Source organism: Pseudorhodoplanes sp., assembly GCA_032027085.1.
GTDB lineage: Bacteria > Pseudomonadota > Alphaproteobacteria > Rhizobiales > Xanthobacteraceae > Pseudorhodoplanes.
Genome location: JAVSMS010000001.1, coordinates 915,665 through 930,270 on the forward strand (window position 1 = coordinate 915,665; position 14,606 = coordinate 930,270).

Here is a 14,606-nt window from a genome sequence, read left to right on the forward strand (position 1 = left end):
TCGAGGCCAGCTGCATGTCAAAGTCCGCCGCGCTCGCGCTCAATCACATCGGTCTGACCGTGCCGGACATTTTCGACGCCATCGACTGGTATGGCGCCGTGTTCGGCGCTGCCCACATCATGGGCCCACGCCTGCTGCAATCCGACGCCAAGGCCGCCCACGAAACGCCTGGCATATTCGGCCGCAAGTTCCGGCGCGCTTATCAAGCCCATTTGTTGCTGGCAAACGGCGTCGGGCTTGAACTCTTTCAGTTTGTCGAGCCGCCCGTACAATGTCCGGCAGAAAACATGCCCTACTGGAATCGCGGCGTCTTCCACATCGCAATCACCCATCCCGACGTCGATGCGCTGGCATCGCAAATTGTTGCAAAGGGCGGCAAAAAACGGCACGAGCCGATCAACTTCGTGCCCGGCAGACCCTGGCGGCTTTGCTATTGCGAAGACCCTTGGGGGAATGTCATCGAAATCATGTCGCATAGCTATGCCGAGGTATTTTCCAATTGGCCCCAACCTGGCATGACCGAACTACCCGTTTTCATGGAGCGGCCGGCCGGACGCTGACAAAAGTACGTTGACGCGCTGACCCGCGCGCATTCAGAATAAGAAAAAACCAAAATCGCGAAGTGTCCGGGGAGGTCACGCGTGAAGCCGGCGCCGTTTGCCTATGCGAAGGTCGTTTCGGTCGAAGATGCGGTGACGCTTCTGGCGCAGCATGGCGAGGGTGCCAAGCTGCTGGCCGGCGGACAAAGCCTGATCGCGACGCTGAATATGCGGCTGTCGGCGCCGAAAATTCTGATCGACCTCAACGGTATTGCGGGCCTTTCTGGCGTCGATGTGAAGGACAGTGAAGTCCGTATTGGCGCGATGACACGGCATACCGAAATCGAGAATTCGGACACGATTGCCAAGCACGCGCCGCTCATCGCAATGGCGGTGCCACATATCGCGCATCCCGCAATCCGCAATCGGGGCACCGTCGGCGGCTCCATCGCATTTGCCGACCCGGCGGCGGAATTGCCGGCGTGCCTGCTGGCGCTTGGCGGCACGGTGGAAATGACCGGACCAAAAGGCCGGCGTGCGGTCCAGGCGGACGATTTCTTCAAGGGCCTTTACGAGACCGCTATGGAACCCGAAGAAGTGCTGACGTCCGTCCGCCTGCCCGCCGCGCAGCCCACGCTACGATACGGCTTTGCTGAATTATCACGCCGCCATGGCGATTATGCGATCGTTGGCCTCGCCGCATCTGCACAGGCCGGCAATGGCAAGCTGAGCGATATTCGGCTTGCGTTTTTCGGCGTCGATCTGACGCCTATACGCGCAAGGCATGCGGAAATCGCCCTGTCCACCGGCGATATCGAAAATGCCGTCGCTGCCCTCGCCTCCGATCTCGACCCGCCGGACGATGTGCAGGAAACCGGCGCAGTGAAGAAACATCTGGCAGGCGTGCTGTTGCGCCGGGTCGCCCGGCAATTGATGGGAGATCGCGCATGAACGCGTTCTGCGATATTTCGCTGACCGTCAATGGCGAACGCGTCAACGAGCGGGTGGAGGCGCGTAAATCCCTCGTCGATTTCCTGCGCGAGGACCTGACGCTCACCGGCAGCCATGTCGGCTGCGAGCACGGGGTCTGCGGCGCCTGCACCGTGCGCGTGGACGGCGAGATCGTGCGCGGCTGCCTCATGCTGGCGGTGCAGTGCGACGGGGCCAGTGTCGAGACCATCGAGGGCGTGTCCGACAGTGGCGAGATCGCCGATCTGCAGGAGGCGTTTCAGCAACGCAATGCATTGCAATGCGGCTTCTGCACGCCCGGCATGCTGCTGACGGCGCAGGCCTTGCTGAGGAATGGCAGCGTGCCGAGCCGTGAGGACATTCGCGAACACATTTCCGGCAATTACTGCCGCTGCACCGGCTATCACGCCATCGTGGATGCGGTGACAGCTGTGGCGCAAGCGCGCGCGGGAGGCCGCAAGTGAAGATCACCGCCGACGTCCCCTCGCCACTCACCGCGCTCGATCGGCCGAATTCCTATATAGGGCGCGCGGTGCCGCGGCCGAACCTGGCGCGGATGACGCAGGGCCGCGCGCAATATGTCAGCGACGTGGTGCTCCCGCGGATGGCGCATGTGACCTTCCTTCGCTCGCCTTATGCGCATGCTCGCATCGTCAAGATCGACAAGAGTGCGGCCGAGAAAGCCAGGGGCGTGGTCGCTGTTGTCACCGGCACGGAATTGTCGGAGGTGATCACCCCCTGGGTGGGTGTACTTTCACATCTGAAGGGCATCAAATCGGCGCCGCAGCACGCGATTGCGGTCGATCGCGCGTGCTGGCAGGGCGAAGCGGTCTGCGCCGTGGTCGCCCGCACGCGGGCGGAGGCGGAAGACGCCTGCGAACTGATCGATATCGAATACGAAGAGCTGACACCGGTCACCGATCCGGAAACCGCCCTTGCCCCGAAAACGCCGGTGATTCACCCCGAACTTGGCGACAATCTCACCTTCGAGCGCACGCTCGATGTCGGCGAGGTCGACAAGGCCTTTGCCGAATCCGACGCTGTCGTGGAAGCAACCTTCCTCTTTGGCCGTCACACCGGCGTCACCAACGAACCGCGCGCCATCGTCGCCGACTGGAATCCGGGCGAGCAGCGCCTGACCGTCTATCAGGGCACACAGGCGCCGCACATGATGCAGAACCTGTTCGCCAAGCATCTCGGCCTCGAGGAGCATCAGGTTCGCGTACTTACCAAGGATGTCGGCGGCTCGTTCGGCATCAAGGTGCATACCTATGCAGACGAGATGGCGACGGTGGCGCTGTCAAAGTTGCTCAAGCGCCCGGTGAAATTCGTCGCCGACCGCATCGAGAGCTTCGTCACCGACATCCACGCCCGCGATCACCGCGTGAAAGGCAAGATCGGCGTCAAGAAAGACGGCACCATCACCGCCTTCGAGATCGATGATCTCACCGGCATCGGCCCCTACTCCGTCTATCCACGTACCAGCGGCATCGAGGCCAACCAGGTCGTCAACCTGGTCGGCGGCCCCTACCAATGTCCGAACTATCGCGCCCGCGCGCGCGTGGTGTTCCAGAACAAGAATGTCATGTGCCAGTATCGAGCCGTCGGACATCCGATCGCGACTGGCGTGACCGAAGGGCTGGTCGATCTCGCCGCGGCAAAAATCGGCATCGATCCGGCGGAGTTGCGTCGAAAAAATCTTTATCCCGATGACGGCTATCCGGCGACCGCCGCGTCCGGTCTCAAGTTCGAGAAACTGTCGCATCACGCATCCCTCGACAAGATTCTGTCGATGATGGAGTACGAGGCGCTCTGCGCTGAGCGCGATGCAAAACGCAAGGAAGGCATCTATCGCGGGATCGGCCTCGCCTCTTTCATAGAGGTGACCAATCCAAGCGCCGCCTTCTACGGCGTCGGCGGCGCACGTATCTCCTCACAGGACGGCGCGACGGTGCGGCTCGACGCGACCGGCGCGATCTTCATCCATTCCGGCGTGACGGAGCAGGGCCAGGGCGCGGAAGCGGTGCTGGCGCAATGCGTCGCGTCCTCCTTCGGCGTGCCGATCGAGCGCGTGCGTGTGGTCACCGGCGACACCGACAATGTCCCCTATGGCGGCGGCACCTGGGCTTCGCGCGCAGCCGGTATCGGCGGCGAAGCAGCGTGGCAGGCCGGCAAGGCGTTGCGGCAGAATGTGCTCGCCGCCGCCGCGTCGATCCTGCAAGCGCAGCCGGAAGGCCTCGACATCGTGAACGGCATCGTCGTCGACAAGGGCACGACGCGCGAGCGCATTACGCTCGATGAGGTGGCGCGCATCTGTTATTTCCGGCCCGACACCTTGCCGCCCGGCTTCCAGGCCGAACTGATGGCGACACGGCATTATGTTCCACGCGCCTGGCCCTTCGCCTTCACCAACGGTATCCAGGCGAGCTATCTCGAAGTCGACACCGACACCGGCTTTGTGAAGCTTCTGAAACACTGGTGCGTGGAAGATTGCGGCACCGTGATCAATCCGCAGCTCGTGGACGAGCAAATCCGCGGCGGCATCGTGCAGGGGCTGGGCGGCGCGCTTTTTGAGCATTGTCTTTATGACGAGCGCGGTCAGATGCTGAACGGCAACATGGCCGACTATCTCGTGCCGATGGCGGTGGAGATGCCGGACATTGAGATCGGCCACGTGGTGACTCCCACCGCCGATTCAGAACTCGGCGCCAAGGGTGCCGGCGAGGCAGGCACCGCCGGTGCGCCCGCGGCCGTGATGAACGCGATCAATGACGCGCTGCGTCCGCTCGGCGCCAAGCCGCTGACTGCAATGCCCTTCACGCCAGGGGTGATACTTAGGGCGATTGGAAAGGTCTAGTCGGGACCCGCCAAAGGACCGTTGATCCGATGGGTCTCAACTCAGCAATTCTCCGGCGGATGGAACTGTTCGCGGGCGTCGACCCGCAGGCGCTTGACGACATCGCTCGTCGCGGGCGTACGCGACGCATCCGGCGGGGCGTGAGAATCTTCAGGCGTGGTGACAAAGCAACTGCATGCCATGCGCTCATCTCGGGACGCGTCCGTATCGCGCAATTCGTCGATGACAGCGATGCTGTGGTGATACGCTATGTTGGCGCAGGGGAGATATTTGGTGCGGTGGCCCTTTTCCACGGCGGCCACTTCCCCGCTGATGCCACCGCCGTCACGGATTGTGTGGAAATCCAGTGGTCTGCGGCAACGCTGATGACGATCATGGAACGGCACCCCCGCATCGCCCTCAATGCGCTCCGCATTGTCGGCCGACGGCTCGGCGAGATGCAGGACCGGCTTCGAGAATTGTCGACAGAACGGGTGGAGCAACGTGTTGCGCGTGCGCTGGTCCGGCTCGCCGAACAGGCTGGCCATAAGACCCAGTTGGGCATTGAGATCGGCTTTCCGCTCACGCGCAAGGATATTGCCGCCATGACCGGCACAGCACACTATTCGGTCAGCCGCCTGTTCAGCGATTGGCAGGAACGCGAAATATTGCTGAGTGCCCGCAAGCGCGTGATCGTGCGCGACCTGCGACGGCTGCAAATGATCGCATCGACCCGCGCCGCCAAATCTTGTTGATTCAAAAGAGATAATTCGACCCAAACATTGACCGGGCGCAACCATCCTCTTCGCCCGCATTCCTATCTGTGTGGAAACCAAGATTTTGGTGTCTCACAGATGAGGGAGCGCTATGTCACTCGTATCGAAATTCTTAGTCCCTGCTATTATAGCCGCATTGCTGTGGGGCATGCCAGTTGCAGGCTTCGCAGCCGAGCCTCACGCGCATGCCGGTGCAGCCGTCCAACTCAAGCTCGACAATGGAAATAAGTGGCAGACCGATGATGCCCTGCGCCGCGGCATGGGCGAGATTCGCACTGCCATGGCTGGCTCACTCGCCCCGATCCACAAGAAGAAATTCACGCCCAAGCAGTACGAGGCCTTGGCGGATCGTGTTCAGACGCAGATCGACTATGTCGTCGGCAATTGCAAACTGCCGGAGGACGCCGACGCGCAACTGCACATCGTGCTCGAACAGATCATTGACGGCGTGGCCGAGATGAAAGCCGCGTCCGGTGGCGATAAGGGAGCAGTCAAGATCGTGCAAGCACTCGATCTGTACGGCAAGTATTTCAACCACGCGGGCTGGAAGCCCCTGACGCATTAATCGCGCTAAAACTGGGCCGGGCGCTAGCTCGGCCCAGTTTTCATGAGTCGAAAAAGATGTAATCGCCTGCGGCTCGTCACTCCAAAAACCCGGAAGAGGTATCTGCCGGGTGCTGGACGATGTCGCCTCGCCCAGTCAAAATCACTCCCGCAACAAAACGCCGCAACAACGGCGATGACGGGAGGTCCGTGTGAACATCAAAGTCGGCCGCGAAGCCATCGAACGCGCGTCGCGCGAACTGAGCAACTGGGGTCGCTGGGGCAAGGACGACCAGATCGGCACGCTCAATCACATCACGCCGCAGGATATTGTCCATGCCGCCAGCCTGATCCGCATCGGCAAGGTGTTCGCGCTCGGCATTCCACTCGATCGCAACGGCCCGCAGACTGGCCTGTTCGGCGGCCGCTTCAATCCCATCCACCAGATGCTGGCAACCGGCACCGATGCGGTGGCTGGCCAGCAGGACTGGAACAAGATCCGCTACGCCGATGACACGCTAAATCTTTGCGTACAGGGCGCGACGCACTGGGACGCGCTCGGGCATATCTTCTATGAAGACAAGGCCTATAACGGGCACGATGCGCGGCTGATCGACTCGCGCGGCCTTTCCGTGCTCGGCATCGAGCATTCCAGGAGCAAGATGATCGGCCGCGGCGTGCTGCTCGACATCGCGCGGCATCGCGGCGTCGACTGGCTGAAGGACGGCGAAGGCATTTCCAACGACGAACTCGACCAATGCGCCAAGCAGCAGAATGTAGAAATTCGCAAGGCTGACTTCGTCATTATCCGCACCGGCCAGATGGAACGCTGCCTGAAGGAAGGCGAATGGGGCGGCTATGCCGGCGGCGACGCACCCGGCGTAAAGTTCGAGAATTGCTACTGGTGCCAGGACAAGCAAATCGCCGCGATCTGCTCCGACACCTGGGGCGTGGAAGTGCGGCCCAACGAAACCGACGAAGCGAACCAACCCTGGCACTGGGTGGTGATCCCGGCCATGGGCCTGTGCATGGGCGAAATCTTCTATCTCAAGGAGCTGGCAGAAGACTGCGCCAATGACGGCATCTACGAATTCTTCTTCGCTGGCCCGCCGCTGATCATCACCGGCGGAACCGGCTCGCCGATCAACCCGCAGGCGATCAAATGACCGCGAAGCGGTCATCCCGGACGGCGTGCGGCGGATGCGCAATCTCGCAAAATAAATTGCGCCACGCGAAAGCGGGGATTCATTGCGTACCGGACCGCCCGCTTTCACAGGCAATGACAGAGAAAATCGATAAGCGTCAGCCGGCCGACGTAAACACTTCCATATTGATGCAGTTGGGCGGCCGACGACCTTCGACAATGGCATGGATATTGTCAACGACGATATGCGCCATTGATTCGCGCAATTCGAAAACCGCACTGCCCAGATGCGGCGTCAGCACCACATTGTTCATTTTGAGCAATGCCGGCTGGATCTTGGGTTCATTCTCATAGACGTCGATGCCGGCGCCGGCAATGCGGCCCTCCTCCAGCGCGCGTGCAAGAGCGGCTTCGTCGACCACCGGACCGCGCGCAGTGTTGATCAGGACGGCCGTGCGCTTCATCAGCGCGAATTGTCGCGTTGAGATCAGATGATGCGTTTCCTTGTTGAGCGGGCAATGCAGCGACACAAAATCGGAATCGCCGAGCAGGCGCTCCAAATCCGTGTACGTCGCGCCGAGCCTCTGTTCGTCCTCCTCCGGCATCCGGCGCGGATCGGCATAGAGAATACGCATGCCGAAGCCCGACGCGCGGCGCGCCGTCGCCTGTCCGATACGGCCGCCGCCGACAATGCCGAGGGTCTTTCCGGTGACGCCGATGCCGGCCAGATGATTGGATTGCGAGCCCGGAAAGGCGCCGGCCCGCACCAGCCGATCGCCTTCGACCATGCGGCGCGCGACCGCGAGAAGCAGCCCGAAAGCAAGGTCGGCGGTGGCGTCAGTAACCACCGCGGGAATGTTGGTCACGGCGATTTTCCGGGCGGTGGCCTCGGCCACATCGATGTGGTCGGGCGTGATTGTCATCGACGCCACCGCCTTCAGATTCGGATTGGCCGCCAGCACGTCCCGATCAACGGTGTCATGCAGCAGCGACAGGAGAATGTCGTTGCGGGCGACGCCCTGAATCAGCTTCGACTTGGCCAGGATGCGGCTGGAGTCCTGATTGACTTCGACATCTGCAAATTCCCTCAACCGCACCAGCGCACTTTCCGCGATCGGCTGCGTCACAAACACCTTTGGCCGCATCAACGTCCCCTTCGACACGCACAAGCAATCTACCGCCACCAATCAAACCAATATAGTAACGTCCGAGTTCGGCCAATACGGGCATGCTAATGGGAGATATAAAAATGTCTCAGGGGCGGAAGGGCAGCATCGGCGTCATCGGGCTCGGAATCATGGGCGGCGCCTTTGCCAAACATCTAGCGGCAGCCGGCTGGAAGGTTTTTGGCTACGACATCGATCCGGCGCGGCGCAAGGCGCTGGCCAGGCTGGGTGTGCAGATCGTTAATGATGTGAAAAGCGTTGCCGCCGCGGCGCCGCACATCCTCACCAGTCTTCCGCATCCCGACGCCCTGGCCGCCACCGCTGAGGGCATCGCCGCCGCGCAAGTTTCGCCGCGCATCATCGCTGAGTGCAGCACCTTCACCATCGAGGACAAGCAAAGGGCGGAGAAAATCCTGCGCAAGGCCGGCCATACCCTACTTGATTGCCCGGTCAGCGGCACCGGCGCGCAGGCGGCGGTGAAAGATCTTCTGATCTATGCCAGCGGGGACAAAGCCGCGATCCGCAGGCTGCGTCCCGCTTTCGCAGATTTCTCGCGGCAAACGCACGATCTCGGTGAGTTCGGCAACGGCAGCAAGATGAAATACGTGGCCAATCTGCTGGTGGCGATCCACAATGTGGCGGCGGCGGAAGCGATGGTCCTGGGCATGAAGGCAGGGCTCGATCCCAAGCATATTTTCGAATTTGCCACCGGCGGCGCCGGCAATTCGCGGATGCTGGAAGTGCGCGGGCCGATGATGGTGAAAGGCGACTATTCCGACGCCACCATGAAGAACTATGTCTGGCAGAAGGACATGGCGGTGATCGGCGCGTTCGCCGCCAGGCTCGGCGTGCCCACGCCGTTGTTCAGCGCAACCTTGCCGGTCTATGCCTCGGCGATGTCGACCGGTTATGCCGAGGAAGATACCGGCGCCGTCTGCGCCGTGCTGGAAAAATGGGCCGGCGTGAGGCGGGGACGCAAAAAGAAACGTTGATCTCGTCATCCAGAGGAGCGGCCGAAGGCCGCTTTCGAAGGATGACGTCCGATCACCCTTCGAGGCTCGGCAACTTCATCGCCTCGCACTTCAGGGTGACGGCATCATCGCATGAAATCCAGTGTCGCAGTCTCGATCATCACTGCCTGCGGAATGCTGTGCTGCGCGGAGCGCGAGCGCTCTTCGTCGGTGCGCTGCTCGGCCTGCAGATAGGCGCCGAGATGCCGCGCACGCTGGATAATGCGGCGTCCGGCGCGCAACCGCGACTGCTCGAAACGCAATAAGGCCTGCGGCACATCGTTTGCCTCGCTCAAAGCGTCCACGAGCTCGCGCGCATCCTCCGCCGCCTTGGTGACACCGGCGCCGACATGCGGCCGCGCGACAAAGGCCGCGTCCCCGATCAATGCGACGCGGCCGAATGCCATGCGCGGCGATTCCAGATCGTAGATCGGCTGCAGCAGCGGTTGCGCGGCAAGCTCGACGATCTCGACGAATTGCGGCGCCAGTAGCCTGTGCGCCGCGGCACGCATGTCATCAAGGCAGGCTTTGCGGATCAGATGCGGCGGGATCGAGATGGCGTGGGTCACCCCGCCGTCATCGGTGAGCAGGCGCGCAAGCTCGGTGCGTTCGTCCGCCGGACGGTACCAGACCATGTTGTAGCGGCGGTAACCTGGGCGCAGGTCATCGCCGGGCCCCGCCACCGGATAACCGAGCATCTGCTCACCCGGAGGCAGACAGAACGCCATATACGGGAAGATGTCGCGGTGGGTTTCGGGCGATATCGCATACTCATCGATCAGCGCGCGCCAAGCGACGTAGCCGGCATAGAGCGGCGCGACGTCGGGAAGGCATTGCTGCCGAACGGTGGATCGCAAGCCGTCCGCGCCGATCAGAAGGTCCGCCTCGATGCGGCGGCCATTCGTGAAATGCGCGATCACCGATTTTCCGACATCGTCAAATCGCTGCAGCGATTGTCCCCGATGATAGCGCTCCGGCGGGAAGGCGTCGCGCAGAAGCCGGTAGACTCGCTCCCACGCCGTCATCACCTGTGGGCAGTCGCCCTCAAGCGTCATCGCGCCGGCGGCGTCGAAGACCCGCCGCTTCTCGACCTGCACACCGAGGTCGCGCGGCACAAGCGCCAGATTGTTGAGCGCGGCGATCAGGTCCGGCTGCGCGACGATGCCGGCGCCGCGCCCCGACAATTCGCCTTCGACCCGCTCGAAGATGTCCACGTCCCATCCGGCCTTGCGCAACAGGAGGCCTGCAAACAAGCCGCTCATCGAGCCGCCGATGACCAGCGCTCGCCCACCATGCAGGCCATTTGTCAGACTCACCGGCATTTGTCGTCCCACCCGGACTGCTATATATCTTCTTCTCAAGACGCTTTGGAGGAAATGCCATGGCCATGACCATGAAAGACAAGGCGGCTCTGACCACCGACCGGTCCGAATGGACGGCCGAGCTCAAGGCCGAGTTCGAACGCGAGCGCAACAACCCCAACCCCTGCGTCGGATCGCATTTGCTGTCGGAAAGCGAGCGCACGCGCGTGTGGATGATCCGGCTGCAGCCAGGCAAGCGCTTCGGTTTCCATCGCCACGTGCTCGACTATTTCTGGACCTCGGTGACGGGCGGGCGCGGCCGCCAGCATGTGCATGACGGCACGACGGTCGAATATACCTATCAACCCGGTGAAACCCGGCACGAGTCCTATGCCTCGGGCGAATTCAAGGTGCATGATCTGCAGAATATCGGCGACACGGAAATGGTCTTCATGACCGTCGAGTTCCTCAACAGCGCCAACAAGCCCCTGCCCTTGCCGGAGCATGTGCGGCTGAAAGCCGCGTGATTCTGGTTGCCGAATGCAGACAAGCACGCCGGGGTCTGCCGCCCGGCGTTTCATCGATCGGAAATGTGGGCAGCGCGAGCGCGGCGCCATGTCACGGATGCGCAGCCGCTTGAAATGGGCTAGCCAAGCGCGCAAGGTTCCTGCACACTGACTCGATAAGGCGTTTGGCAAGGCGTAGTGAAAATCATAAGAAGGCGTTAGAAGCGCCGCGAGGGGGGGACCGATAATGGCTTGCTCAGGCCAGTTTTTTCCGACGACACGAAGTTGCGCGCCCGCAATGGGCGACCTGACCCGCGTCTGAGCCTACCCGAGCAACCGCATGGACTTTCCTGTTGAACTTTTCATCAACGCGCTGATTGCCGGCCTGCTTCTCGGCGGCTTCTATGCGGCCGTGACCGTCGGCATTTCGATCTCGTTCGGCATTCTCGATATCGTCAATATCGCGCATCCCGCTTTCATCATTCTCGGCTCCTACATCGCCTATATCGTCAACCAGCGGCTGGGCGTCGATCCGATCCTGACTGCCATCATCGTGCTGCCGATCTTCTATGCGCTCGGATCGGCGGTCTATCAGGTCTATTACCTTTCGTTCGAGAAGCGCGGACAGGAAGCCTTGCGCGGTCTCGCCTTCTTCTTTGGATTGCTGTTCGTAACCGAAGTGCTGCTGATTCTGGTCTTCGGCGTGGATTACCGCTACGTGCAGGCGGACTATATCCAGACCACATTGCGCTTTAGCTTTTTCGACCTGCCCCTGCGCATGCTGATCCCCTTCATTGTTTCGGCCGTGCTGCTGGTCGGGTTGCAGATTTTCCTGAGCAAGACCTTCACCGGCCGGGCGATCATGGCGGTGGCACAGGACCAGCTTGCGCTGTCGCTGATGGCCGCCGACCCGATCCGCATCAAGCGCATCGCGTTTGCGATTTCGATCGCGACCGCCGCCATTGCCGGCGCGCTGCTGATCGTCATCCAGCCGGTTGAGCCCTCGGTTGGCCGCGAATATATCGGCCGCGTGTTTGCGATCTGCGTCCTGGGCGGCATGGGCAGTCTGCCGGGTACGGTCATCGCGGCTCTCTTGCTCGGGATTGTCGAGAGCATTACGGCGACCTTCTACGGCCCGTCCTGGGCGCCGGCCGTGGCCTTCGGATTTCTTTTGGTGACGCTGGCTGTGCGGCCGGCTGGATTGCTGGGGCGCTGACCGTGCGGAATTGGCAGTTTTTCCTTGCAGCGCTCGCCGTCGGCATCATCGCCTTTATCGCCGCGCGGATGATCGGCAACGACTATGTCTATTTTGCCGGCTATGTCGTGCTGCAATTTGTGGTGCTTGCTACCGCCTGGAACATCCTGGGCGGCTATTGCGGTTATGTGAATTTCGGATCAGCCGCTTTCTTCGCGATGGGCGCTTATACGACCGTCGCGTTGAACAAGTTTCCGCGCTTCAGCGAGAGGTATCTGCCCGAGAACTTGAACGCCGTGGTCGAGTGGATTTTCCCGCTGCCGATACCGGTGCTGATCGTTCTCGGCGGTCTCATTGCGGGTCTGGTCGGACTGGGAACCGGTTATCTCACATTGCGGCTGCGCGGTGTGTTCTTCGCCATCGCGACACTTGCCCTTGCAGTCGTGCTGCAGACCCTGATCGTCAACTGGGACTATGTCGGCGGCTCGCGCGGCGCCTATATCATCCGCCCGAACACCACAGACTATTTCAACATCAACTACATCGAATATCTGTTCCTGGTCCTGCTGGTTTTGGCCATTGTTGCAATCACGGTGGCCCGCAGCATTGAGCGTTCGCAACTCGGATACGGTTTTGCAACCATCCGCGACGATGAATTGGCGGCCGAGGCCTCGGGCGTTCCGACGCTGCGGCTGAAACTGATCGCGACGACATTAAGCGGCGCCTTTATGGGGATGGCCGGCGCCCCCTTCCCTTATTATATCGGCTATCTGGAGCCGGCCTCGGCATTCGGACTGGCCTATGCGGTGAACGCCATTGCCATGCCGATGATCGGCGGTACCACGAGCTGGGTCGGGCCGCTGATCGGCGCCATCATGCTCGGCACGCTGCAACAGGTCGCCTCGGTCACAATCTCGTCGGCCGTAAGCCTGCTGATTGTCGGCCTGTTGCTGGTCTTCTTCGTCATCATCGCGCCAAACGGCATCATTGGCCTCTGGCACAAATTCTTTCCGAGCAAGGAACCGGAAGTGCGGGAACGGGAGCGTGAAGCGGAGGGCGCAGCATGACGCAGCCCCTTCTTCAGATCCAGAATCTGAGCAAGCGTTTCGGCGGATTCGTCGCGCTGGACAATGTCAGCTTCGATGTTGCGCAAGGCGAGCGGCTGGGCCTGATCGGACCGAACGGCTCAGGCAAGAGCACCATGGTGAACTGCCTGTGCGGCACGCTGCACAACGAAGCCGGCACTGTGCATTTCGACGGCCGCCTTGTGAACGGATTGCATGCGCACCAGCGCACGCATCTCGGCATGGCGCGCAGCTTCCAGCTACCGCGGCCATTTCACACGCTGACCGTGGCGGAGAACCTTCGCGTGCCGCTGCTCTATACAGTCAATGCGCGGCCCGGCACGTCGCTGTCCGACAGCGAGATCAAGGACCGCTGTCACGAGTTTCTTGGCCTTGTGGCGCTTGACCACAAGGCGCACAGGATGCCCCGCGACCTGACGCAGGTCGAGATGCGCAAGCTGGAATTGGCGCGTGCGATGGCGGCCGATCCAAAGCTTCTAATCGCCGACGAGGCGATGGCCGGGCTGTCGCAGTCCGAGGTGAAGGACATTGTCGCGCTGCTCATCCGCCTGAACGAGCGTGGCATTACCATCATCCTGATCGAGCATATCATGTCGGCGGTGATGAGTTTCTCACAGCGTCTGGTGGTGCTGGTCTCCGGCAAGAAGATCGCCGACGGCAATCCCGATGACGTCATTCGCGATCCCGAGGTCGAGAGGGCGTATCTTGGCCAATAGTTTGACCATCGAGAATATCCATGCCGGCTATGGCGCGGTGCGCGTCATCGAGAATGTCTCGATGCATGTGGGCTCCGGCCAGACCGTGGTGCTGCTCGGCACCAACGGCAACGGCAAGAGCACGCTCATCAAATGCATCATGGGACTGTGCCGCCCCAGCGAAGGGCGCATCGTCGCGGAGATTGACGGGGTCAAGCACGATCTGATCGGCAAGACCACGGAAGAAATCGTCGATCTCGGCATCGCGCTGGTGCCGGAAGGCCGCCGCCTGTTTCCAAAGCTGACGGTGGAGGAAAATCTCGCGCTCGGCGCTTTCCGCAAGACCGCGCGCCAGCAGATGAAGACCAATCTTGAATTCTGCCTCGAGACCTTCCCGCGCCTGGCCGAACGCCGCAAGCAGCTCGCCGGCTCGATGAGCGGCGGCGAGCAGCAGATGCTGGCTTTGGCGCGCGCCCTGATGCTGGCGCCGAAGATCCTCCTGGTGGACGAGCCGTCAGTCGGGCTGTCGCCGCTCCTAGTCGGGCGCACGATCGACGCCATCCGCGACCTGAAGAACAAGTATCAGCTCACGGTGATGATGGCGGAGCAGAATTTCAATCAGGCCATCCGCATCGCCGATTCCGGCTATGTGATCGTGCACGGCGAGATCGCCTTCCACGGCAAGTCGGCGGATGAGCTGAACAACAACGACCTGATCCGCAAGTTCTATCTGGGTCTCTGATTTACCTCTCCTCGCGCGGGACAGAGTGGCGAACGAAGCGAGTCGGGCGAGGCTTCGCCAAGGCCCTCACTGTGACAACGCGCCCTCTTCGCTTAGGCA

At 61.7% G+C, this 14,606-nt stretch carries 15 protein-coding genes; 13 read left to right on the forward strand and 2 right to left on the reverse strand.

Annotation, left to right across the window (positions count from 1 at the left end; genetic code table 11):
• Nucleotides 1–14 precede the first annotated feature (14 nt).
• The 7 genes from RO009_04385 to RO009_04415 all read left to right on the forward strand — a co-directional run bounded on the left by RO009_04385 (nt 15) and on the right by RO009_04415 (nt 6,829).
• Nucleotides 15–560 (forward strand): VOC family protein, encoded by a 546-nt coding sequence (locus RO009_04385; protein ID MDT3684265.1) that lies wholly within the window; start codon nt 15–17, stop codon nt 558–560.
• Between the two features lie 81 nt (nt 561–641).
• Nucleotides 642–1,490: a xanthine dehydrogenase family protein subunit M gene (locus tag RO009_04390; protein ID MDT3684266.1), complete on the forward strand. Its 849-nt coding sequence runs from the start codon at nt 642–644 to the stop codon at nt 1,488–1,490.
• The gene (locus RO009_04395; GenBank protein ID MDT3684267.1) at nt 1,487–1,972 is read left to right on the forward strand and encodes a (2Fe-2S)-binding protein; all 486 of its coding nucleotides are present in this window, start codon (nt 1,487–1,489) and stop codon (nt 1,970–1,972) included. Before RO009_04390 ends, RO009_04395 begins: the two co-directional genes overlap by 4 nt.
• Nucleotides 1,969–4,365, forward strand: a complete 2,397-nt coding sequence (locus RO009_04400) for a xanthine dehydrogenase family protein molybdopterin-binding subunit (GenBank protein MDT3684268.1) — start codon at nt 1,969–1,971, stop codon at nt 4,363–4,365. Before RO009_04395 ends, RO009_04400 begins: the two co-directional genes overlap by 4 nt.
• Nucleotides 4,366–4,424: 59 nt before the next feature.
• The gene (locus tag RO009_04405; protein ID MDT3684269.1) at nt 4,425–5,099 is read left to right on the forward strand and encodes a Crp/Fnr family transcriptional regulator; all 675 of its coding nucleotides are present in this window, start codon (nt 4,425–4,427) and stop codon (nt 5,097–5,099) included.
• 112 nt (nt 5,100–5,211) lie between these two features.
• Nucleotides 5,212–5,685 carry a hypothetical protein gene (locus RO009_04410; GenBank protein ID MDT3684270.1) on the forward strand — a complete coding sequence of 158 codons (474 nt, stop codon included), beginning with the start codon at nt 5,212–5,214 and terminating at the stop codon, nt 5,683–5,685.
• 190 nt (nt 5,686–5,875) lie between these two features.
• Entirely contained in the window at nt 5,876–6,829 is a 954-nt protein-coding gene (locus RO009_04415) for a cyclase family protein (GenBank protein ID MDT3684271.1), read from the forward strand.
• Nucleotides 6,830–6,965: 136 nt separating this feature from the next.
• Here RO009_04415 and RO009_04420 read toward each other — a convergent pair whose 3' ends face one another.
• Nucleotides 6,966–7,952 carry a D-glycerate dehydrogenase gene (locus RO009_04420; GenBank protein ID MDT3684272.1) on the reverse strand — a complete coding sequence of 329 codons (987 nt, stop codon included), beginning with the start codon at nt 7,950–7,952 and terminating at the stop codon, nt 6,966–6,968.
• A 104-nt stretch (nt 7,953–8,056) separates the two neighbouring features.
• Between RO009_04420 and RO009_04425 the strand changes: the two genes are divergently transcribed.
• Nucleotides 8,057–8,965 carry an NAD(P)-dependent oxidoreductase gene (locus tag RO009_04425; protein ID MDT3684273.1) on the forward strand — a complete coding sequence of 303 codons (909 nt, stop codon included), beginning with the start codon at nt 8,057–8,059 and terminating at the stop codon, nt 8,963–8,965.
• 104 nt (nt 8,966–9,069) lie between these two features.
• On the opposite strand, the gene RO009_04430 is transcribed toward RO009_04425, so the two are convergent.
• Entirely contained in the window at nt 9,070–10,305 is a 1,236-nt protein-coding gene (locus tag RO009_04430) for an FAD binding domain-containing protein (GenBank protein ID MDT3684274.1), read from the reverse strand.
• Nucleotides 10,306–10,370: 65 nt separating this feature from the next.
• Between RO009_04430 and RO009_04435 the strand changes: the two genes are divergently transcribed.
• The 5 genes from RO009_04435 (at nt 10,371) to RO009_04455 (ending at nt 14,507) form a co-directional block, all read left to right on the forward strand.
• On the forward strand, nt 10,371–10,811 hold the full coding sequence (locus tag RO009_04435) for a hypothetical protein (protein ID MDT3684275.1): 441 nt from the start codon (nt 10,371–10,373) through the stop codon (nt 10,809–10,811).
• A gap of 319 nt (nt 10,812–11,130) precedes the next feature.
• The gene (locus tag RO009_04440) at nt 11,131–12,006 is read left to right on the forward strand and encodes a branched-chain amino acid ABC transporter permease (protein ID MDT3684276.1); all 876 of its coding nucleotides are present in this window, start codon (nt 11,131–11,133) and stop codon (nt 12,004–12,006) included.
• A 2-nt stretch (nt 12,007–12,008) separates the two neighbouring features.
• The gene (locus RO009_04445; GenBank protein MDT3684277.1) at nt 12,009–13,052 is read left to right on the forward strand and encodes a branched-chain amino acid ABC transporter permease; all 1,044 of its coding nucleotides are present in this window, start codon (nt 12,009–12,011) and stop codon (nt 13,050–13,052) included.
• The gene (locus RO009_04450; protein ID MDT3684278.1) at nt 13,049–13,786 is read left to right on the forward strand and encodes an ABC transporter ATP-binding protein; all 738 of its coding nucleotides are present in this window, start codon (nt 13,049–13,051) and stop codon (nt 13,784–13,786) included. Before RO009_04445 ends, RO009_04450 begins: the two co-directional genes overlap by 4 nt.
• Nucleotides 13,776–14,507: an ABC transporter ATP-binding protein gene (locus RO009_04455; GenBank protein MDT3684279.1), complete on the forward strand. Its 732-nt coding sequence runs from the start codon at nt 13,776–13,778 to the stop codon at nt 14,505–14,507. The genes RO009_04450 and RO009_04455 overlap by 11 nt, the downstream gene beginning before the upstream one ends.
• The last annotated feature ends 99 nt before the right edge of the window (nt 14,508–14,606 follow it).